Annotated in this window: 23 protein-coding genes and 2 pseudogenes; 22 read left to right on the top strand and 3 right to left on the bottom strand. The window is 38.7% G+C overall.

The window, feature by feature from the left end; genetic code table 11:
* Positions 1 to 9 precede the first annotated feature (9 nt).
* From phoU to G586_RS0117290, 5 genes are all read left to right on the top strand, one after another.
* Complete coding sequence (phoU, locus tag G586_RS0117310) at positions 10 to 663, top strand: phosphate signaling complex protein PhoU (protein WP_026528711.1); 654 nt, start codon at positions 10 to 12, stop codon at positions 661 to 663.
* Complete coding sequence (locus G586_RS0117305; RefSeq protein ID WP_034446596.1) at positions 647 to 1,309, top strand: HD domain-containing protein; 663 nt, start codon at positions 647 to 649, stop codon at positions 1,307 to 1,309. Before phoU ends, G586_RS0117305 begins: the two co-directional genes overlap by 17 nt.
* Before the next feature lie 117 nt (positions 1,310 to 1,426).
* Complete coding sequence (locus G586_RS0117300; RefSeq protein WP_026528709.1) at positions 1,427 to 3,223, top strand: Na/Pi cotransporter family protein; 1,797 nt, start codon at positions 1,427 to 1,429, stop codon at positions 3,221 to 3,223.
* A 9-nt stretch (positions 3,224 to 3,232) separates the two neighbouring features.
* On the top strand, positions 3,233 to 3,901 hold the full coding sequence (locus G586_RS0117295) for a response regulator transcription factor (protein ID WP_026528708.1): 669 nt from the start codon (positions 3,233 to 3,235) through the stop codon (positions 3,899 to 3,901).
* On the top strand, positions 3,898 to 5,223 hold the full coding sequence (locus tag G586_RS0117290; protein ID WP_026528707.1) for a sensor histidine kinase: 1,326 nt from the start codon (positions 3,898 to 3,900) through the stop codon (positions 5,221 to 5,223). Before G586_RS0117295 ends, G586_RS0117290 begins: the two co-directional genes overlap by 4 nt.
* A 2-nt stretch (positions 5,224 to 5,225) precedes the next feature.
* On the opposite strand, the gene G586_RS0117285 is transcribed toward G586_RS0117290, so the two are convergent.
* Complete coding sequence (locus tag G586_RS0117285; RefSeq protein ID WP_026528706.1) at positions 5,226 to 6,038, bottom strand: helix-turn-helix domain-containing protein; 813 nt, start codon at positions 6,036 to 6,038, stop codon at positions 5,226 to 5,228.
* Between the two features lie 206 nt (positions 6,039 to 6,244).
* Between G586_RS0117285 and G586_RS0117280 the strand changes: the two genes are divergently transcribed.
* The 6 genes from G586_RS0117280 (at position 6,245) to G586_RS23640 (ending at position 11,540) form a co-directional block, all read left to right on the top strand.
* Positions 6,245 to 6,595 (top strand): plasmid mobilization protein, encoded by a 351-nt coding sequence (locus tag G586_RS0117280; RefSeq protein WP_026528705.1) that lies wholly within the window; start codon positions 6,245 to 6,247, stop codon positions 6,593 to 6,595.
* Positions 6,596 to 6,757: 162 nt separating this feature from the next.
* Entirely contained in the window at positions 6,758 to 7,030 is a 273-nt protein-coding gene (locus tag G586_RS0117275) for a hypothetical protein (protein WP_022755230.1), read from the top strand.
* A gap of 51 nt (positions 7,031 to 7,081) precedes the next feature.
* Positions 7,082 to 7,378 carry a hypothetical protein gene (locus G586_RS0117270; protein WP_022755229.1) on the top strand — a complete coding sequence of 99 codons (297 nt, stop codon included), beginning with the start codon at positions 7,082 to 7,084 and terminating at the stop codon, positions 7,376 to 7,378.
* Positions 7,379 to 7,453: 75 nt separating this feature from the next.
* On the top strand, positions 7,454 to 8,506 hold the full coding sequence (locus G586_RS0117265) for an ORF6N domain-containing protein (protein ID WP_035773523.1): 1,053 nt from the start codon (positions 7,454 to 7,456) through the stop codon (positions 8,504 to 8,506).
* A 13-nt stretch (positions 8,507 to 8,519) separates the two neighbouring features.
* Complete coding sequence (locus G586_RS23645) at positions 8,520 to 10,280, top strand: recombinase family protein (RefSeq protein WP_081674444.1); 1,761 nt, start codon at positions 8,520 to 8,522, stop codon at positions 10,278 to 10,280.
* A gap of 219 nt (positions 10,281 to 10,499) precedes the next feature.
* Positions 10,500 to 11,540 carry a DUF3089 domain-containing protein gene (locus tag G586_RS23640; RefSeq protein WP_051204879.1) on the top strand — a complete coding sequence of 347 codons (1,041 nt, stop codon included), beginning with the start codon at positions 10,500 to 10,502 and terminating at the stop codon, positions 11,538 to 11,540.
* Here G586_RS23640 and G586_RS0117250 read toward each other — a convergent pair.
* Entirely contained in the window at positions 11,510 to 11,908 is a 399-nt protein-coding gene (locus G586_RS0117250; protein WP_155834258.1) for a hypothetical protein, read from the bottom strand. The genes G586_RS23640 and G586_RS0117250 overlap by 31 nt on opposite strands.
* Before the next feature lie 147 nt (positions 11,909 to 12,055).
* On the opposite strand from G586_RS0117250, the gene G586_RS0117245 reads away from it, so the two are divergent.
* The 10 genes and pseudogenes from G586_RS0117245 to G586_RS23630 all read left to right on the top strand — a co-directional run bounded on the left by G586_RS0117245 (position 12,056) and on the right by G586_RS23630 (position 17,620).
* Complete coding sequence (locus G586_RS0117245; protein ID WP_026528702.1) at positions 12,056 to 12,919, top strand: sensor histidine kinase; 864 nt, start codon at positions 12,056 to 12,058, stop codon at positions 12,917 to 12,919.
* Positions 12,920 to 13,759 (top strand): response regulator, encoded by an 840-nt coding sequence (locus G586_RS0117240; RefSeq protein WP_026511605.1) that lies wholly within the window; start codon positions 12,920 to 12,922, stop codon positions 13,757 to 13,759.
* A 50-nt stretch (positions 13,760 to 13,809) separates the two neighbouring features.
* Positions 13,810 to 14,703 carry a phosphatase PAP2 family protein gene (locus tag G586_RS0117235; protein WP_026528701.1) on the top strand — a complete coding sequence of 298 codons (894 nt, stop codon included), beginning with the start codon at positions 13,810 to 13,812 and terminating at the stop codon, positions 14,701 to 14,703.
* 50 nt (positions 14,704 to 14,753) lie between these two features.
* Positions 14,754 to 15,563, top strand: a pseudogene (locus G586_RS27110) (acetolactate decarboxylase).
* 214 nt (positions 15,564 to 15,777) lie between these two features.
* A complete protein-coding gene (locus G586_RS0117225; protein WP_155834256.1) occupies positions 15,778 to 15,999 on the top strand; it encodes a hypothetical protein in 222 nt (73 codons plus the stop codon).
* 80 nt (positions 16,000 to 16,079) lie between these two features.
* On the top strand, positions 16,080 to 16,286 hold the full coding sequence (locus tag G586_RS0117220; protein WP_026528699.1) for a helix-turn-helix domain-containing protein: 207 nt from the start codon (positions 16,080 to 16,082) through the stop codon (positions 16,284 to 16,286).
* Positions 16,287 to 16,392: 106 nt separating this feature from the next.
* Complete coding sequence (locus tag G586_RS0117215; protein WP_035773491.1) at positions 16,393 to 16,962, top strand: hypothetical protein; 570 nt, start codon at positions 16,393 to 16,395, stop codon at positions 16,960 to 16,962.
* A 61-nt stretch (positions 16,963 to 17,023) separates the two neighbouring features.
* Positions 17,024 to 17,206: pseudogene (locus G586_RS0117210) on the top strand (recombinase family protein); the annotation flags it as partial.
* Positions 17,207 to 17,261: 55 nt separating this feature from the next.
* On the top strand, positions 17,262 to 17,387 hold the full coding sequence (locus tag G586_RS27255) for a hypothetical protein (protein ID WP_255346265.1): 126 nt from the start codon (positions 17,262 to 17,264) through the stop codon (positions 17,385 to 17,387).
* The gene (locus tag G586_RS23630) at positions 17,384 to 17,620 is read left to right on the top strand and encodes a GNAT family N-acetyltransferase (protein WP_155834254.1); all 237 of its coding nucleotides are present in this window, start codon (positions 17,384 to 17,386) and stop codon (positions 17,618 to 17,620) included. Before G586_RS27255 ends, G586_RS23630 begins: the two co-directional genes overlap by 4 nt.
* A 201-nt stretch (positions 17,621 to 17,821) precedes the next feature.
* Here G586_RS23630 and G586_RS0117195 read toward each other — a convergent pair whose 3' ends face one another.
* Complete coding sequence (locus G586_RS0117195) at positions 17,822 to 19,057, bottom strand: lanthionine synthetase LanC family protein (protein WP_026528695.1); 1,236 nt, start codon at positions 19,055 to 19,057, stop codon at positions 17,822 to 17,824.
* Positions 19,058 to 19,288: 231 nt separating this feature from the next.
* Here G586_RS0117195 and G586_RS0117190 point away from each other — a divergent pair, with 231 nt between their 5' ends.
* A complete protein-coding gene (locus tag G586_RS0117190; RefSeq protein WP_026528694.1) occupies positions 19,289 to 19,567 on the top strand; it encodes a hypothetical protein in 279 nt (92 codons plus the stop codon).
* Positions 19,568 to 19,574: the final 7 nt, after the last annotated feature.

Raw genomic sequence — 19,574 nt, 5'->3', positions numbered from 1 at the left:
AATATTCGAATGAGAAGTAAATTTGATGAACAGCTTTTAGAACTTAATCATAAGATGATTGAGATGGGAAACAATATAATATCCTCGATTCAGAAGGCTATAGAAGCGTTGGTAGCCCGAGATATTGATCAGGCAAAGCTGATTATGTATGGTGACGCAGAAATTGATCATCTCCAGAAAGTAATCGAAAGTATATGCTTTAATCTTTTGATACAACAGCAGCCAGTTGCAAGAGATCTTCGAACAGTGACAGCAGCAATGAAAATGGTTACTGACATGGAGCGAATAGGTGATCATGCAGCAGATATTTCGGAAATGACTATACTTATGGGGCAGAATAGTCAAATAGATAAGTTTAATCATATTTCAGAGATGGCAAGCGAGACAATGATAATGCTCAATCATAGTATTGAAGCTTATGTAGAAAAGGATGTTGTAAAAGCTAGGGAAGTTATTGAACATGATGATATTGTTGATGAGTTGTTTGTAAAGGCAAAAAAGGATGTTATCCAACTTATCTTAAATAATCCTGAAGAAGGTGAGGAGGCAGCCGATATTTTGATGATAGCAAAGTACTTTGAACGAATAGGGGATCATGCAACAAATATAGCAGAGTGGGTAATTTATTCACTAAAGCAGAAGGAGAATGAAGATGAAGTATAAAGATATTAAAGAGAATGAAGAGGTACTGGCATTAATAGCAAAGGGAAATGAAAACCTTGGAATATTGGGGTATACAGACCATTCAGAAGTACATGCAGCTTTGGTAGCCGAGCGTGCTACCAATATTCTTGAGATTCTTGGATACAGTAAGAAACAGATTGAACTTGTTAAGGTGGCTGCATTTATGCATGACATTGGGAATGCCATCAATCGTAGTAGGCATGCAGAGTATGGTTCATTACTTGCAAATGACATATTAAAGAAAACAGGCATGGATAGGCAGGAGAGACTTACAGTGGTTTCTGCAATCGCCCATCATGACGAGTCAACAGGTGGAGCTACAGATGTAATATCAGCTGCACTCATTATAGCAGACAAAACAGATGTTAGAAGAAACAGGGTGCGTCAGAAACCAAAAGCCAACTTTGATGTTCATGATAGAGTGAATTATGCTGTTACCAAAACAGATCTTATTATTGATAAGGATAAAAAGCAAATTTCATTAAATCTCGAAATTGATGAGAAAATCTGTACCATGTATGAATATTTTGATATTTTTCTCGGTAGAATGCTGATGTGTAGAAAAGCTTCAGAACTATTGGGAGTAACGTTTAGATTAATGGTTAATGGAAATAAAGCATTGTAATAGTAAGCAAAGTTTATAATTTTACATAGATTTTACATAGGACATTCATACATTTTACTTTCATTCAGTATGCTAATAATTGGCGTATTTTTTTAGCATACCCAGAAAGGAATTTGTATGGATATTTTTAATGTTCTAAATATGATAGGTGGGCTATCCCTGTTTCTATATGGAATGAGCATGATGGGGAATGAACTGTCAAAGATGGCAGGCGGAAAGTTGGAAATAATTCTTGAGAAGCTTACTTCAAAGAGGATATTTGCGGTGTTGCTTGGCGCAGGAGTTACGGCAGTTATTCAATCATCATCTGCAACTACTGTCATGGTAGTTGGATTTGTAAATTCAGGCATTATGAAGCTAAATCAGGCTGTAGGTATTATTATGGGGGCAAATGTGGGTACAACTATTACATCCTGGATGCTTTCACTTACAGGAATCGAGGGAAGTACCATTTGGCTTAAGATGCTAAAGCCTTCATCATTTTCGCCTATATTAGCGGCAATAGGTATTATTTTAGTTATGTCAAACAAAGAAGAATCTAAGAAAAAGGATGTTGGTGGAATCTTACTTGGATTTGCGATTCTCATGTTTGGAATGGAAACAATGAGTGGAGCTGTGTCTGGGCTAGCAGACAATACTTCTTTTACAAGAATGATGACAGCTTTTAGGAATCCTATACTTGGAATGGCTGTTGGAGCAATTCTAACGGCAGTAATTCAAAGTTCATCTGCATCTGTTGGTATTTTGCAGGCACTTTGTTCTACCGGAGCTGTACATTATGCAGTAGCGCTTCCGATTATTATGGGGCAGAATATCGGAACCTGTGTAACCTCAATTATTTCATCTGTTGGGGCAAACAGAAACGCACGTCGCTCAGCGATGATTCATTTATATTTTAATCTTATAGGAACAATTATTTTTATGGTTGTATTCTATTCTTTGAATACAGTTATAGATTTTGTTTTTTTAGATAAGGCTGCTAATGCAGCAGGGATAGCTGTGATTCATAGTTTATTTAATATTGGTGCGACAATACTTCTTTTCCCATTTGCGGATAAACTTGTAAAGCTGGCTGAAATAACCATGCCAGATGGAGCAGAAGAGCCGGAGGCTAAAAAGGATTCTATCATTATTGACGAGAGATTCTTGGACAGGCCGGCATTTGCAATGGAATTATGCCGTGGAAAAGTAAGAGAAATGGCAGAGTATTGCCAGAAATCTATCACCTTATCACTGGAAGCCCTATTAGAATATGATAAGAAAAAGGTTAAGGAAGTTAAAAGACTTGAAGCTGTAGTCGATAAGTACGAGGATGCAATTGGCTCATATTTGGTAAAAGTATCAAGTAAGAATATTTCAAAATCAGATAGCCAAAGTATGTCCATTATTTTGCATAGTATCAGTGATCTTGAAAGGATTTCAGATCATGCCTTAGAGATTGTTAAATCAGCAGAAGAAATAAAAGATAAGGGCTTAGAGTTCAAGAAGGGGCAGCTCAGAGAAATGAAAGCTCTTTGTGGAGCTGTTAATGATATATGTGCACTAACAGTTGATAGCTTTTGTAGAAATGATGTAGAGCAAGCTACTCATGTTGAGCCTCTTGAAGAAGTTATTGATACACTATGCAAGACCATTAAGGAGAATCATATTAATAGATTGAAGAAGGGAAAGTCTACTATTGAGATGGGATTTATTTTGGATGATGTATTGACCGGTCTGGAGCGAGTATCTGATCATTGTTCAAATATAGCTGTTGAAATGATAACTATTTTAGATGATGATTATAATACGCATGAGTATTTTGAAAGCTTATCTAGTGAAGACAGAAAGAGCTTCAACAAGGAGTATGAAGAACTGATTAAGCAGTACCCCATCAGTAAGAAAGAGATAGAACAGTCTAAGGACGCACAATAGGAGAGAAGAATGGCGCTTATTTATATAATTGAAGATGATGACAGCATAAGGGAAATCGAAGAGCTGGCCCTCATAAATGCGGGGCATAAGGTATTAGGATTTTCATGTGCAAAAGATTTTTATGACAAGATGAATGATGTGATTCCGGATTTATGCTTAGTGGATATTATGCTTCCGGATGAGAGTGGCAATGAAATAGTAAAGAAGCTTAGAAAAAATCCTGAGACAAAGAAGCTTCCTGTGATTATGGTTACAGCTAAAACAACAGAGCTTGATTTAGTTAGAGGAATTGAGGATGGTGCTGATGATTATATCAAGAAGCCATTTTCGGTTATGGAACTAATCTCAAGGGTGAAAGCCCTGCTTCGTAGAACTCAGGCTGAGGATATAAAAGAACTTAGGCTGGACGAACTAGTTATAAATAATGAAAAGCATGAGGTTACAATCAGTGGAAATCATGTTGAGCTAACCTATAAGGAGTATGAGTTTTTGTCTTTTCTTGTATTAAACAAAGGAATCGTACTGAACCGTGACACTATCATGGAGCAGGTATGGGGAGCTGATTACGAGGGGGAATCAAGAACTATAGACATGCATGTAAAAACTCTTCGTCAAAAATTAGGGGATTATGGTAGTAGAATCAAGACCGTGAGAAATGTAGGATATGTAATCGAATGAAAATAAGAATAAATATAAGACTGGTTGGAATTGCGATATTAGCAATTATCGCAACAGTTATTGGAATTACAATTATATATTACAATCTCTTTGAGGGGCAGGTGCGATCAGATCTATCTGTCAGTGCGAAACTTCTAAAGGATACCAAATATTTTGAAACAGTAGATATTGATGTAGATCAGATAGATTTATCTACTGATTTAGATGAGCTGCGTGTAACTTGGATTGATAAAGATGGAACTGTTTTATATGACAATGATGCCTCAGCGGAGCTATTGCAAAATCATTTTGACAGACCAGAGATACAGGCGGCTTTTGAACAGGGTGAAGGGGAAGCAGTTAGAAGATCTGACACTATGAATGAGGATACTTTCTATTATGCGTTGCGTTTAGATAATGGAACGGTTCTTCGTGTTGCTACCAATGCACAGAGCATTTGGGCGGTATTCATATCAGCGATACCAATTATTTTATTAATTATTCTCCTTATCATTTCAATTTGCATAGCGATTTCTCATCTGCTTACAAAACAGTTTTTAAAACCAATAGAGATTATGGCGGAAAATTTGGAGAATGCTGATTATGAATCACCGTACAGGGAATTGGATCCTTTGGCAGAAATGCTTCGCACCCAGCATACAGATATTTTATCTGCTGCAAAAGCCAGGCAGGATTTTACGGCTAATGTTTCACACGAGCTGAAGACACCGCTGACCGCTATTTCTGGTTATGCTGAATTGTTAGAGGGAGGAATGGTAGGCGCTGAGAAGCAGAATCATTTTTATCAGGAAATCAGAAAGAATGCCGACAGATTACTTGCATTGATAAATGATATTTTGAGACTCTCGGATTTGGATAGGAAAGATTCTGAGTTACATTTTACCGAGGTTGACTTATATGAGACTGTCTCAGAATGTATGGAAGTCTTATCAGTTAATGCGAAACAAAGAAACGTGACAATAGAGCTTGAGGGGAAAACGAGTATTGTTTGCGGAAACAAAGATATGCTCAAAGAGTTGGTTGAAAATCTGGGGCAGAATGCAATCAGATACAATAATCCTAATGGCAAGGTAAAGATTTCTGTGGGAACAATTGATGGTCAGGTTGCGCTTACAGTTAAGGACAATGGAATAGGAATACCTGCTTCAGAGCAGCAGCGAATTTTTGAACGATTTTATCGTGTTGATAAAAGCAGATCAAAAGCTACAGGTGGAACAGGGCTTGGTCTTGCGATTGTAAAACACATAGTTGAGATTCATGATGCCAAAATTGAGTTAGATAGTGCACCTGGGGTAGGAACGACTATATCTGTGTTGTTTTAGGATTATTTTTTCTTCTTCCCGCGTCCATTTCCTTTAACCGGTTTGCAGAGATCAGAGTAGCGCTGCAAAATGTCGGTAAAGGTCTTGAACTCGTATGGATCCATCTTAGTAAAATTGATTTTGAAGAGTTTGCTATACATGACCATCTGAGCCTGAGTGACATTGTCGGCGGTCTTTAATTCCTCAAATGAGTCAAGGATATCGTCAACAGGTGTGGTTGCATCACCGGTTTCTGCATCTTTGCCATGGGCATCTCGTATAGCTTTTGCTATTTTGACAATGTCGTTTCCAAGAAGATTGTTGAAGTAGTTGTCTTCAGATATGGTTGCTGCTTCTAAGGTTTTCATGTAATGATCTTCATCGGAAATGCCTTTATTTTGAAGCCGAACTCTTGTCTGTTCAATCATTTTGTTGATGTTTCGAAATTGCATTCCGGCAAGATTATCAACGTAGATTTCCATGTCCGAAAGAAAATTTATAAAATCCGGGTGCTTAATCATTTCACAAATCAATCTGACATTAAGCTTCCCACTTTTTAGTAAATCTACAGTTTCATCATCCAGTCCAAGTTCATCTATAGGAAATAGATGTTGTTCTCTATTTTCAGTAAGTCCCAGAAGATAATCTGATGTTACTCCATAAAAATCTGCAAGTGTGATGATGGCCTTGTGAGAGATTTCTTTGTAATCATCTGTTTCATAATTTCCAAGTGATGCTCTGGATATTCCGGTCTGCTCTGACAATTCTTGCAGAGACAGGCCTTTTTCTATTCTCAAATCTTTTAGTTTTTCCTGAATTGATAATTTACACTTCAATGCTTTATTCCCCCAGTGCTTTTCCAAAAGTTCTTGTATATGTAAATCATAACAGAATGTAAGTTGGCTATAAATGATGAATTCCAATATCGTGGAAAATTTTGAGAAGAGCAGCTATTTCCTACCTCTTGGATATACGGAGTAGGGCTTCTAAATCTTGGATAATTAGTCCATGAACAACGATAACGAGAGGAGGTGAAAAGCAAATGTTGTTAAATCAGGGATACGTTCCATGTAACAAACAGATTCATATCAAGATTCCTGAAAATGAATTGCAGATGATTCATGACAGGATGGAGAAGATAGGAGTCAAAAACATGAGCGCCTATATTAGGAAGATGGCAATCGATGGATATTACATTCACATAGACTTCAGTGAGTTATTAGAAATCATCAAACTTCTAAAAATTGACAGCAACAATATCAACCAGATTGCAAAAGTTGCCAATTCATGTGGCACTGTAGATGGCAAAACAATTTCAGATATGAAGGAGAATCATGAACGAGTTTTGAAGAAGGTGGAAAAGACTTTTAACAAATATTTGGACATTTATTGACTTCGTTTTTAGCCTGCTTTGCAGGCGTAGCTTGTCGATGAAAATCGGCAATCAGGGGGATTGGGGCACACTCCCCAACAAGCAAAATCGCATCAGGTGTACACCGATGCACTGCTTGCCAATTTGTGAAAAGCGAAAAAATAGGATGAAAGGAAGGAGAATATGGGAAGGAATTACTTTGAAAATCCATCTTGTAATGTAGCTTTTGAAAGATGCATCGATGTACTTGCTGAGCTAATTGAAAAGTATGCCGGTAAGTTTGCTATGGATGATATAGACTATGACTATTGCGTATATATTGGCAATACGCCGGTCACAATTGTTTATTCATACGAAAAAATTGGTAACCGACTCAAAGATTATTATAGGCAATGTTATCACAATCAAGACTCAGGGATGAAATCAGAAAAGAGTATGTGCCAAAAAGCAAGTTGACAGTGGCACAGTGCAGAATTACAATGGTGTCAGAAAGCGAGGTGGCACAAGATGAAGATTACAACTCTTGATGAAGCCCTTAAGAGAATAAAAGAATTAGAAAAAGAGGTTGCCGAGCTTAAGGCGGAAAATGAAAAGCTTCGAAAGCGTAACTTCGGTGGTCGCAAAAAACATGATGAAGCTTGGATGGCAGCATACAATGATTTCGTATTGAAGTATGAGAGTGGCATGACTCTTATGGAGATTGTGGCAGAGGGGGATGTCAGCAGAAGAACAGCCTATCGCTATCTGGCATATTATAAAGAACTGCAGAAAATTGCAGGGACTTCAAAAAGTGTTCAGAAGTGAACACTTTAAATATTAAGGTTAAGACATAGAATCTTGAGGTCAAAAAATTTGACCTCAAGATTTGGAAAGGAAAATATGGACGGTAAAAATAAGAAAGCGGTTGAGAATACTGAAATAGTTCCAGTAGAAATCACGGAAGAACTTTTGAAAGAAAAACTATATGAGGTACGTGGCGTAAAGGTGATGCTTGATTCAGATTTGGCAGAAATATACGGATATACTACAAAAGCTTTGAATCAGCAGGTGAAAAATAATCAAGATCGCTTTGATAATGAGTTTACTTTCAAATTGACTCGAGATGAATGGAAGGACTTGAGGTCAAAAAATTTGACCTCAAGTTGGGGCGGCTCAAGATACCTTCCTAATGTTTTTACGGAACAGGGCGTTTATATGCTAATGACTATTCTGAAGGGAGAGCTTGCGGCAAAACAGAGTAAGGACTTAGTTAAAACTTTTAAGAAAATGAAAGATTATATTCTTGGAAATCAGAGCCTTATCGGTCAGCGCGAGGTTATGCAGATTTCGATACAGACTATGGAAAACACTTCAGAGATTTCAAACTTGCGTATGGATATAGGATCCGTTGAAAGGCAGATGTCCGATGTAATGGAACAGCTGGGGGAGGTAGTTACTAAATCAGAATTGGCAGATATGATGAATGGTTTTGTTAATAATGAAGATAATGGATGGCTTATGTTTAATACTAAGTATTGCAGTGCCGCTGTTGCTTATTCTTCCATATACAGCCAAGCGAAAAAGTCAATATACTTAGTCGATAACTATATAGGTCTTAGAACGCTGGTGTTACTGAAAAATGCGCCTGCAGGAACTGATATTAGAATATTCAGCGATAATATAGGGAGTGGTAAACTTCACAATGTTGAGTATACGGATTTCTGCAAAGAATACCCTAATATTAAACTCACCATGCAGCACACCGGTGGAATTTTTCATGACAGATTTATTGTTCTTGATTACGGAACAAAAGATGAACGTGTATTTCTGTGCGGTGCATCGTCAAAAGATGCAGGTGGTCGTATCACAAGTATTGTAGAAGATTTTGGAATAGATAAGTATAAACCGATGATAAAGAAATTATTGCAAAATGGATTATTGCAACTTCCATAGGAGGATGTTCTAAATGAAGAAACAAACAAAATGCTATATCTACACCCGTGTTTCTACAGCAATTCAGGTTGACGGTTATAGCTTGGACGCCCAACGAGATAAGCTAACCAAATATGCTGAATATCAGGATATGGAAGTTGTAAAAGAGTTTTCTGATGCAGGCCACTCCGGCAAGAATATAAATGGTAGACCGGAGTTCTCAAGGATGCTTGAAGAAATCGCAAGTGGTGCGGATGGAATAAGCTACGTTCTCGTTTTTAAGTTGTCAAGATTTGGAAGAAATGCAGCTGATGTTCTCAGTTCATTACAGCTAATGCAGGATTATGGTGTTAATCTGATCTGTGTAGAAGATGGAATAGATAGTTCTAAGGAAGCAGGAAAGCTTATGATTTCAGTTCTATCGGCTGTCGCTGAAATTGAGCGAGAAAATATTCTTGTTCAAACAATGGAAGGACGAAGGCAGAAAGCAAGAGAAGGTCGCTGGAATGGTGGTTTTGCTCCCTACGGATATACGCTTGTTAACGGGGAACTCATAATTGCAGAAGATGAAGCTGAAATCATTCGTATTATTTTTGACAAGTATATTCATACCAATATGGGTGTCAATGGTGTGGCAGATTACCTAAACACGCATGGATATAAGAAGAAAAAGCGTCAGAATAATACACTTGATGCATTTGCAAGTTCTTTCATAAAGGGGGTGCTTGATAATCCTATTTATATGGGAAAGATGCCTTATGGCAGGCGCTCTAATGAGAAAATTCAAGGAACGCGAAATGAATATCATGTTGTAAAACAAGACGAATATGATTTATATGATGGAATTCATGAGGCTATTATTTCAGAGGATGACTTCAGACTTGCAGCTCAAAAACGTAAAGAAACTGGAGTAAAAAGAGAAAAGACGCATAGCCTTGAGCATGAACATATTTTATCGGGAATATTACGGTGCCCTGTTTGTCATGGCGCTATGTATTCTAATGTTAATCGTAAAAAGAAAGTTGACGGCACATACTATAAGGATTTCTTCTATTATGCATGTAAGCATAGGCTTAAAGTCGATGGTCATAACTGTAGCTACCATCATCAATGGGGGCAGGATAAAGTAAATGCTGCCGTAGAAGAGGTTATATATAAGCTCGTCAATAACCCAAAGTTTCAAGATGCTCTCAAAACTAAAGTGGGAGCAAAAACAGATACAGAAGAGTTGGAAAAAGAAAGAGAAATCTGTCTGACCAGACTTCGACAGACAATCGGTGCTAAGAATAAACTGGCTGAGCAGATGGACGCTCTTGATGTTAGTGACAGGTTCTATGACAGAAAATATGATGATATGCAGGAGCGCATGAATAAGCTATATGAGGAAATTGGTGCAATAGAAGATGAGATTGATACCATCTCCCTGAGAATCGAAAACATAAACAAGAGGCAGCTTTCCAAAGACTCTATCTATCGCATCCTTAAGAGCTTTGATAAAATATACGGTGAATTCACAGATGCAGAAAAGAAGCGCTTTATTAACTCTTTTGTAGAGCGTGTTGAAATCTTTGAAGAGGAACAGGAGGATGGTCGCTTCTTGAAGAGTATCAAATTTCGGTTCCCGGTATACTACAATGGGGCCGAGACACAGGAAGTGGATCTTTCTGATTCTGGTTGGGACTATCAAAGAAGCCTCGAGACGGTCGTCTTGCTTTCCAAGGGCGAGATACCCAGTAAGAAAGTTAAGGTAGAAATATCGTTAGAGGGCATGGATACTGATGGTTTCAAGAGGTAACCAGGAACAACTCTGGAAAAGGAGAAGGCTATTACTGAGGCACTGAAGCATTTTAATATGATATAAAACACAGACACACATTGGAAAAATGTATCCAATGTGTGTTTTTGTTTTGTACATCACGGTATTTATACATTTTTAACAAAAGAAATAAACGCAAAATGGTAAAATGATACTGTATCTATTGTTAAAAAATGGTAATCAGAAAGGAGCAATCAAATGGGAAATAAGGGATTAAGAATAATGTTGACTATTCTTTTGATAATGGCGGTAGCATTTCCTTCGAAAATTACTGCTAAGGCAGTAAAAGTTCTGCCTTTCACAAGTCCTTTGGATTACTCGCTTTCTGATAACTGGCTGTATGATGGTGCTTATCTGGAGAATTCCGTGGATGTCTTTATTGTTGCGCCAACAGTAGATACCAGCAGTGAGAGCAATTCGGCTATTACACCAAAATACAAAACAAAATTCAGAAATGCCATGAATCAGCAACAGGCCATTTATGCAAAGACAGCAAGGATATATGCTCCGTACTATAGGCAGGCTTCCATTAATGTTTATGCCATGGAAGATTCTGCGGCAAAAGAGCAGGCAATGAAGAATGCATATATGGACGTATCAGCGGCGTTTAAGTATTACATAGAACATAAGAATAACGGCAGACCGCTTATTCTTGCAGGCTTCTCACAGGGGGCAGATATGTGCTACAGGCTCCTTGAAGAATACTATGGCGGAAGTGAAGAAAGAGCTATAAATCTTAGAGAAAATCTGATTGCTGTATATGCAATAGGATGGAGCATGACGGAAGATATGATAGCGAAGTATCCGCAGATAGTTCCTGCAAAGGAAGAGACTGATACCGGTGTTGTAATAAGTTTTGACTGTGAGGATGGAACTGTTACAGATTCTATGGTTATACCTGCAGGAACAAAGGCAATATCAATCAATCCTCTTAACTGGAGAACGGATAGTACAGTGGCTTCTAAAAAGCTTAATAAAGGAACTGTTACTCAGGATAGCAAGACGGGTGCGATTCTTTCCGTGGAAGCGGGAAAGTACGGTGCATATATTGACCCGGTAAGAGGTTCACTTGTAGTAACGGGTATTGATACCAGTCAGTATCCTAAAGTTCTTGATATTTTCCCTGATGGAAGCCTTCATCTTTATGATAATTTCCTTTTCTTTGTAAATCTTCAGGAGAATGTACAGAAACGAACAGAAAGTTTTATTCAGAAAAAGGTTTCTTCAAATGCTGCCTGAAGAAGGAAATAACACTTTGCCGGGACAAGCTTAGTATTATCCCAGCGTATCTTAAACCACTTCGGGCGAAAGCCCAAATGGAAAGGTGCTAAAGAGCCATCCTTAAGTTCAACAGGAACTGACCTTTCAAAGGTAAATTCACCAAGCAACCGGCTTTTTTCTTCGGCCAATCCATATTTTCTCATCAGATCAAGTATTTGCAAGGCAGCTCCCTTTTCAAAAGATTTTCTGATAGATTTTTCAGAACGCTCCTTTAGCATAATTTCAATAGAAAAGATTTTCCCCATGGTCCCATCCGGATATATATCAAATTGATAATCAAAACCAGCCGGTTCAATCCTTAGAACCTCTGTAATCTGAGATATCATTGTTTGGTCAAAGGCTGTGAATCCCACTTTGTCGAATATATCCTTTATGCCATGGCGGTCCATTACTATGTCTTATTTATCAATCTGATAGGGAACCTATGTATATTTTTTGCCGATGCGAAGCAGGTTGAGATTGTATGTGACGCAATGTCGCGAATTTTTATATATTTTTCTGTTGCGATAATAGCAGTAAGTATATTTTGCGATGAGAATAGTAATCTAACAATTCCTCATGGATGTGATATTCCGGTAAGGCAGATAGCATGCATGGTAATTCCAATGATATTTGCTTTCTGCATATCTCTTTTTCTCCCTAAACTGCATTTATACTCTGTTGCATGGTCTGTTTCACTTAATCTGATCTACTATATGAACCTTATAGATACGCAGGAGCGGCTTGAAGAGGAAGAGAGAAAGCTTGAGTTATCCAGGGCGGCTCAGATGGCAATTCAGATGCAGCCTCATTTTGTTTTTAATACGTTGTCTTCCATCAAAACATTATGTCGTACAGATCCGGAGGCTGCAGAAGAAAGCATTGATAATCTGGCAGGGTATCTTAGGGGCAATATTGATGCGCTTTCCTGTGAGGGCTTGATACCCTTTGACGAAGAGATGCGACATATTCATCAGTACGTAGCATTGGAGCATGCCGATCCGTCACAGAGTTTTTCTTTTGATTATGAGCTTAATGTCAGGGATTTTTCCGTACCACCATTATGTGTTCAAACCTTGGTAGAAAATGCGGTAAAGCATGGAGCACTTGTGCATCGCGATGGTACTGGAAAAGTGTTTATGTCTACGGATATGTTGGGTGATTATATTCAGATTGTTATTACTGATAATGGACCTGAACATGTGGACCTGACTGATGCTCAGAAGCAGAAAAAAGGAATTGGTATCAGTAATACAAAGAAACGCCTTCAGACACTATGTGATGGGAGCTTGTCAATCAGTTCAGATAGTCAGGGAACAAAGGTGGTAATAATGATTCCACAAAAGGGGAGGAAGTAAATGTACACGCTCACTGTAGATGACCGCGAACTGACGGTCAAACTATTGCTTTCGATATTGCGAAAACTTGATCCGAAAGGAACACATATAGGTGCCACAAGTCCTGAAGAGGCACTTAGACAGATAAAAGACCGACAAGTTGATGTAGCATTTCTTGATGTTGAAATGCCGGGGGAGGTTAATGGCCTTGACCTGGGACGAAGGCTTAGGCAGATTTACCCAAAGCTTAACATTGTCATTATCACAGGACATAAGGAATATGCCATAGAAGCTTTTGAACTGGACGCAAGCGGGTACTTGCTTAAACCTATAACCGAAGGCGCAGTGGAGCATCAACTGTCAGTGCTGAGATTTGAACAGGAGAATAAGGAAGAGGGAAAGCCAGGGGGAAAGGTTAGAATCAGATGTTTTGGTACTTTTGAGGTCTTCCATAACGGAGTTCCGGTAGACTTTTCTTATTCCAAGAGTAAGGAACTTCTTGCCTGTCTGGTGGATCGACATGGAGCTATGTGCTCTAATGATACAATGATTGGTTGCCTCTGGCCGGATGAACCGGCTAATCAACAGACCAAGGCAAGAATAAGAAAATATGTTAAGGATCTGAGGGATACGTTTGCCTCAGTTGGTATAGAGGACATTATACGACATAAAGACCGTGTGGGTGTAGGAATTGATATTTCTAAGGTGGACTGTGATTATTACAGGTTTCTGGAGGGTGATCCGGGAGTAACCCATGCTTTTAATGGTAAATACATGATTCAATATTCTTTTGCTGAAGAAACAAGAGCTGAGCTTAATCGGCATAAGCAGGATTTTAATGAAGAGTCATCGATAGAATAGAAAAATGTGAAATCTGAAAGATTAGCGTATGAGCAGAAAGGATCAGGGCTATGGAAGAGAAAAAGATTATGACAATGCCAATGAAATTCTTTTGGAGCGTAGTTATTGTCTGTATTCTTGGTATAATTATTGGTTCGGTATGGGATTTTAACATCAATGTGGCACTTGCCAATAAAACTGATATTGGAGCTTTTTTTGCAACATACGGTTCCTACTTTTCTTACTGTCTGTATCCGGCTGCCGGAGCATGTTTTTTTGTGGGACTAAAGAAAAAAGGTGAGAAATATAACATGCTGGCATGGGTGCTTGTTATTTTGTGCTGGTTTATGGCTGTATATTATTCAAACAGTTACAACGGAAAAACTGTAAGAGCTCTTTTTAACTATACAGCAGGTGAAAGCTCACCGTTTCTTTCGATTCTAAGCTGGCTGTTCTGGGCGGTGCTTTATGGATGGGTGCCTTTTGTAGTAGTAAGGCTCCTTAACGATGCAGATCCGGATAAGCTTATTGCGGTAGGAGCTGCCATCATTGTAGCCGGTACTGCAGCTGATAATGTAAATCTATGGCTTAAGCAGGTCGGTTCAAGACCCAGATACAAATACCTGATAACTCTTGATGATCCCATGAGTGAATTCAGGAATTGGTGGCAGATGATACCTAATCTGGCAGGAAGTGATGACAGCTTCAAGAGCTGGCCTAGTGGAAACATGACTATAGCCAGTATGATGTTTGCGCTTCCGATGCTGACTGATGTATTTAAAAACAGGAGCGAAAGAAAGAACATAGTAGCTTTTGTGATCGCTTGCATATTTGTAATAGTCTATGGATATAACCGCATTCATATGACCAATCATTTTTTGACTGATGTATGTTTTGGAACACTCATCACATATCTGATCTATAGTGTGATAAGCACGGCATTCATGAAGGTGGCGAAATCGTGATTATGTAGATGTGAAAAGGATACAGGAGCAAGGCTTTATGAAAAAAAAGAATGAGTCTTATAAGTATGTTACTTATTGGCACTTTAATGACTGCAGCTTTAACTGGCTGCGGAAAAGATGCATCTGAAACTAATAACAGAGAGTCGATAAATCAGGTATCTCTTTTACAGGGGCTGACATTTGGTGATTACAATGGAAGTCTGTCAGCAAAAGAAGTGAAAGCTCTGGGTGATACTGGAATAGGCACCTTTGATGGCCTTAATGGTGAGCTTGTAATGTTAGACCGGTGTGATATACAGAGCAGCCGGAGATGGAAGCGTTGAAGCAGTACCGGATACGGAGACCATTCCCTTTTGTGATGTGACTTTTTTGATAATGATAAAAGTCAAACACTTACAGATGTTCAGGACATTGATGCTCTGAAAGGAGCTCTTGATCAGAAGGTAAATGAATTTGGCAGCAACCGCTTCTACATGGTCAGAATAGACGGCACATTTAAAGAAATGAATGTTCGCAGTGAACTTGCTCAGACAAAACCTTATGAGCCTCTTGCAAAGGTGCTTGAAACAGATCAGACCTTCTTTGATTACACTGATATAAAAGGGACAGTTGTTGGATTATATTGCCCGGTATATATGGACAGGCTCAATGCTGTTGGATGGCATTTCCATTTTGTTTCGGATGACAGAAAATATGGCGGACATATGCTGAATCTAAAATTCGACAGCACAGAAGCAAAGTGGGATTATACTGACGGCTTTTCCATGGTGCTTCCTGAAAACGAAATGTTTAATGACTTTGACCTTACTGTAGATCAGTCAGATGATATAAAGAGGGTAGAGACCGGGGACGGTGAGTAATAGGCAAGTATGATAATATATCGGTTTTGGCTGATTATTAAAGAAAATGTATGGTGTACCAAAATATTAGTGGAATATTAGCGGATTGTTACTTTACATGCCAATATTGCACTGATATCATTACAAGTGTAAAAAGAATGCGCTAGCGATTTAAGCAACCTTGGTTAAAATTCCGGGTTGCTTTTTCTTTTGGCATATTGTAAAGCGTCACAAAATGAAACGAAATGAAACCAAAATGACACTAAATGCACCCTTAGATGTTACTGCAAGACTGATGGTGAAGTACGGTCCAGGGTTGCTTAAGAGGTTGGAGAAGGAAAACATGGTCTTGTATATGATAGATTACGAGTTCTGCACGGATGGGGCAGAATCAGATTCTTTCACAAATGATCCTGATGTTGTACTTGGCTATTCTTATGTAGTAAGTGTTGCCTGACAACAATGAATTACACGTTGTGTACAAGAATTATTTATGGTAAACTTATACACAACGTGTAATTGAGAAAGGGGCATCTCATGGATGATAAAGCGAAAAAAATAAAAGAACTACGCGAAAGTACTGGTATGAACCGCAAGGAATTCTGCGAGTATTTTAATATTCCTTACAGGACTGTTACTGAGTGGGAGCGTGATATGAGGCATGCACCTGATTATGTTGTGAGGCTTTTGGAGTATTACATAAGGATGGAAAAACTGCTGAAAAAGGATGATGAGAAGGAATAATTGTCTTGGAATCAGTATGTTTAAACAGGTCGAAATCGACCTGTTTATAATCTGAATGATCCTAACCCCCTCGAATTCGAGGGGGTTAAAAGAAGTGAGGAGCAATATGGAAAAAGGAAACAAATCAAGAAATGTATCTGTAATTAAGGATGCAGATGGAAACAGCATTGTCATGATAAATGACATTATCTTTAAGGGTAAGCGAAGCCTGAACTGGGAAGATGTCGAACAGTATCTTAAAGATTATGTGGGAGAGTTTTACTCAATAGCAGAGGATGGAGAAATCATATATATTGGGACAACTCTTCCAGGGGAATATGCCGGATCTGTTTATACCAAGAAGCTGAAAGGTGCGGTTGCTAAAGCTAAGGCAAATGCTGCACAGGGAATACCGGAAATGATTGAAATAGCTACGAATGGGGTGTTCGAAGAAAACAGGAAGAAAAAGCATGGCCGTGATGCTAAGAATGGATGGTATAGGTATGATACTCGTTTTGGATTACCAATCTATGGTGAAGATGATGAAATCACTGGATACAATATTTTTCACGCCAGACTATTGATAAGACATGCAGGCAGTGGGAAGAAATATCTATATGATGTTATGGAAATAAAAAAAGAAACGAGCAAGTCCTGTCAGGCCGAAGCCCTACCCGGTGAAAAACCCATTTCTTAATCCTTATCTTAAATAGGTTTGTTACAGTTGTCAACGGAAAAATGGAGGGAGATGACAATTTATGACAAAGACAAAGAAAACTAAGTGTTACATATATACAAGAGTATCCACAGCTATTCAGGTTGATGGATACTCTCTGGAAGCTCAGAAAGAGAAAATTAGAAAGTATGCTGAATACCAGGATATTGAAATTGCAGGCGAGTATTCTGATGAAGGATTCTCCGGTAAGAACATAAAGGGCAGGCATTATTATTCTGACGGATACTACACATCCATATCCCGGAATTGCAATGTTTAAAATGGTCTGGAGGATGGCAAGAGCTCTTGGCTTTAGGAACTTCAGCGACATTGTGAAGAAGTTCCAGGCTGGAAGAGCAAGTCTTGAAAAGACATATAGGGATAAAAGAAACAGTTTGTACAGATAGAACTGCTTGCCGTAAAAAAGGAATATCAGGGTAAGGGATTTATGCGTCCGCTGGTTGAGACTGCATTCGAAGTGGCTGATGAGGCTGGCTTACCGGTCATAGTATCAACTGATGCCAAGCTTAAGAAAGAAAAGTATGAGCATATTGGCATGAAACATGTGGGTACAAGAACGCTTGGGGAAAAGAGCTTTATGTATGATCTTGTAAGAGAAAATGAAATAATAAATTTTTGAGAAAAGTTAGCAATAACTAACAATAAGTAGTATCATGAAGTATAGTAAGTAACAGATTGGGGATGAAGAAGTAACGGAGAGCAGTCTGTATGAGCAATACTCTTAAAAAATCTTCTATATTTAAGCGTTTTTATTCTGAATTGGCTGCGAAATACGGAAAGAGGTAGAACCTGAAAATGGATTTCAAATAAGATCCGGACCCTAAAAGAAAACAGAGGGTATCCTGTCAGGTGCATAAAAGCGAAGGAATTCATAGCCTATTCCTGAAGAACCAAAGAAAAGAGATGTATCTGTCTTTGGGATAGCAGGATTTAGCATGTAATTAGCTGCACTTCTTTTGGTGCGCTCATTTTTCATAAGGTCAAGAAGACATCCTGCAGCTTCGTAGTCGGAGAAATCCTTCTTGCTGTTATATCTCGTAAGAAGATATTCACAGATAGCCGATTTGCCACAGCAAAGATGATCCTCTGCTCTAAGAAGAGACATAAGACATGATTCATGTACAAGAGAGAGTATAGAATTTCTTTCATCTGCTAAAATATCGCTCTCAAGGCATAAAAGCCCGAGCCCAATGCCTGCAGCGCCTGAGCAGATACCGTGGAGTGATGTTACATCTGTAGCTTTGGGGCGAAGATCAGGCCAATCATGAAGATCAGAGTTATAGGTATGATATTCAAACTTAAGTGCATCATGAAAAGCCTTAATGTATTCAGGCATTTTTTCTTTCGATACGGGGATAGCTGATTTCTTTAGCCTTTCACTGCCCTTTATAAGGGCAACAGCTATTCCAAGCATCCCATGACCGAGCCCGCTTATGGGCTTTTGGCATTTTATTGTATCCCATAATAATACCGTTTCCGGATTAACTTCCCATGCTGTCTGAAAAGGTAGTGTCTTACAGGACAACAAAAAATCCATGGCTTCTTCTATTTTCCCAAGGACAGTCTCATAGATGGAAGCGTCGCTTAGGGCTTCATCATCATAGAAATCCAAAAGTTCACACAAAGCATAAATATATCCGGACAGTCCCAAATAAAAGTCAGGAGAAGCTTCCTTCGCTGGAGAGTAGTAAGGAATAAGGTTCATAGCCTGGTTAAAAAGGGAAGTGTTTAACTGACCTGTGATTTTATGTATCAAAAGAAGGGAATGAATTATCCCTGAAAGTCCGCAGGCAAGGGAAATGTCCATAGTGATATTGCCCGTTTCCTGCAAGGGGAGAACTGACAACTCTTCTGAAATACATGCATAGGCTTTATCGCGATATGCCTTGTATTCGAAGCGCTTTTCCAAATTCTCTTCAAATACCTCTGCAGCGCTTAAGAAGACAGCGCGTCCCAGAGCTCCGCTCATAAATGAGAGATTCTCAAAGCCGGAATCAGCGTCCGGTATCCCGGAAGCAATAAAAAGTGCTTCATCAAGAGCGGCCTCTTTACTCATGATATTACGGCATTCTTCTTTCAAATTTATCAGGGATAAACGCATAGTATTCATGAGATAAGTATAGCATCACGGATTAAATAATTTAATGCTTGGCGTTGCTAAATGTGAACTTAAGATAATATAAAAAAATTATAAAAAATAGTTGATTTAGACAGCAAAAATCGATGATTGTGCTAGTATATAAAAAGAGTTGCATATGTACTTACCAATTTAAAGGAGGTATTTTTTATGACAATTAAAGATTTTTACGACAAGGCTGCTGGTGATGACGCTATGAAGAAAAAGATTGCTGAGATGACTAAGGCCGGCAAGTCTCTTGAGGATTTCATCGCTGAATTTGGTATCGAAGGTACAGTTGATGATTTGAAGGCTTATGCTGAGACACTCAGTCAGGAAGGAAAGCTTGACAAGTCTCAGCTCGATGCAGTTGCAGGTGGAACAACACCCGTTACTACAATTACAACAGTAGGAGTTGCTGTAGGAACATATTCCTTGGCTGCTTGCTAAGATAGAT

The organism is Butyrivibrio sp. VCD2006, from assembly GCF_000423925.1.
In the GTDB taxonomy this organism is placed as follows: domain Bacteria; phylum Bacillota; class Clostridia; order Lachnospirales; family Lachnospiraceae; genus Butyrivibrio.
Note: the sequence above shows the minus strand (reverse complement) of the source record. Positions and strands in the feature narration are given on the sequence as shown.

Excerpts from the sequence above, each read along its gene's own strand:
- phoU (WP_026528711.1), top strand. The coding sequence starts at position 10 with ATGAGAAGTAAATTTGATGAACAGCTTTTAGAACTTAATCATAAGATG.
- G586_RS0117305 (WP_034446596.1), top strand. The coding sequence starts at position 647 with ATGAAGATGAAGTATAAAGATATTAAAGAGAATGAAGAGGTACTGGCA.
- G586_RS0117300 (WP_026528709.1), top strand. The coding sequence starts at position 1,427 with ATGGATATTTTTAATGTTCTAAATATGATAGGTGGGCTATCCCTGTTT.
- G586_RS0117295 (WP_026528708.1), top strand. The coding sequence starts at position 3,233 with ATGGCGCTTATTTATATAATTGAAGATGATGACAGCATAAGGGAAATC.
- G586_RS0117290 (WP_026528707.1), top strand. The coding sequence starts at position 3,898 with ATGAAAATAAGAATAAATATAAGACTGGTTGGAATTGCGATATTAGCA.
- G586_RS0117280 (WP_026528705.1), top strand. The coding sequence starts at position 6,245 with ATGTTGTTAAATCAGGGATACGTTCCATGTAACAAACAGATTCATATC.
- G586_RS0117275 (WP_022755230.1), top strand. The coding sequence starts at position 6,758 with ATGGGAAGGAATTACTTTGAAAATCCATCTTGTAATGTAGCTTTTGAA.
- G586_RS0117270 (WP_022755229.1), top strand. The coding sequence starts at position 7,082 with ATGAAGATTACAACTCTTGATGAAGCCCTTAAGAGAATAAAAGAATTA.
- G586_RS0117265 (WP_035773523.1), top strand. The coding sequence starts at position 7,454 with ATGGACGGTAAAAATAAGAAAGCGGTTGAGAATACTGAAATAGTTCCA.
- G586_RS23645 (WP_081674444.1), top strand. The coding sequence starts at position 8,520 with ATGAAGAAACAAACAAAATGCTATATCTACACCCGTGTTTCTACAGCA.
- G586_RS23640 (WP_051204879.1), top strand. The coding sequence starts at position 10,500 with ATGGGAAATAAGGGATTAAGAATAATGTTGACTATTCTTTTGATAATG.
- G586_RS0117250 (WP_155834258.1), bottom strand. The coding sequence starts at position 11,908 with ATGATATCTCAGATTACAGAGGTTCTAAGGATTGAACCGGCTGGTTTT.
- G586_RS0117245 (WP_026528702.1), top strand. The coding sequence starts at position 12,056 with ATGTCGCGAATTTTTATATATTTTTCTGTTGCGATAATAGCAGTAAGT.
- G586_RS0117240 (WP_026511605.1), top strand. The coding sequence starts at position 12,920 with ATGTACACGCTCACTGTAGATGACCGCGAACTGACGGTCAAACTATTG.
- G586_RS0117235 (WP_026528701.1), top strand. The coding sequence starts at position 13,810 with ATGGAAGAGAAAAAGATTATGACAATGCCAATGAAATTCTTTTGGAGC.
- G586_RS0117225 (WP_155834256.1), top strand. The coding sequence starts at position 15,778 with ATGAAACGAAATGAAACCAAAATGACACTAAATGCACCCTTAGATGTT.
- G586_RS0117220 (WP_026528699.1), top strand. The coding sequence starts at position 16,080 with ATGGATGATAAAGCGAAAAAAATAAAAGAACTACGCGAAAGTACTGGT.
- G586_RS0117215 (WP_035773491.1), top strand. The coding sequence starts at position 16,393 with ATGGAAAAAGGAAACAAATCAAGAAATGTATCTGTAATTAAGGATGCA.
- G586_RS27255 (WP_255346265.1), top strand. The coding sequence starts at position 17,262 with ATGGTCTGGAGGATGGCAAGAGCTCTTGGCTTTAGGAACTTCAGCGAC.
- G586_RS0117195 (WP_026528695.1), bottom strand. The coding sequence starts at position 19,057 with ATGAGTAAAGAGGCCGCTCTTGATGAAGCACTTTTTATTGCTTCCGGG.
- G586_RS0117190 (WP_026528694.1), top strand. The coding sequence starts at position 19,289 with ATGACAATTAAAGATTTTTACGACAAGGCTGCTGGTGATGACGCTATG.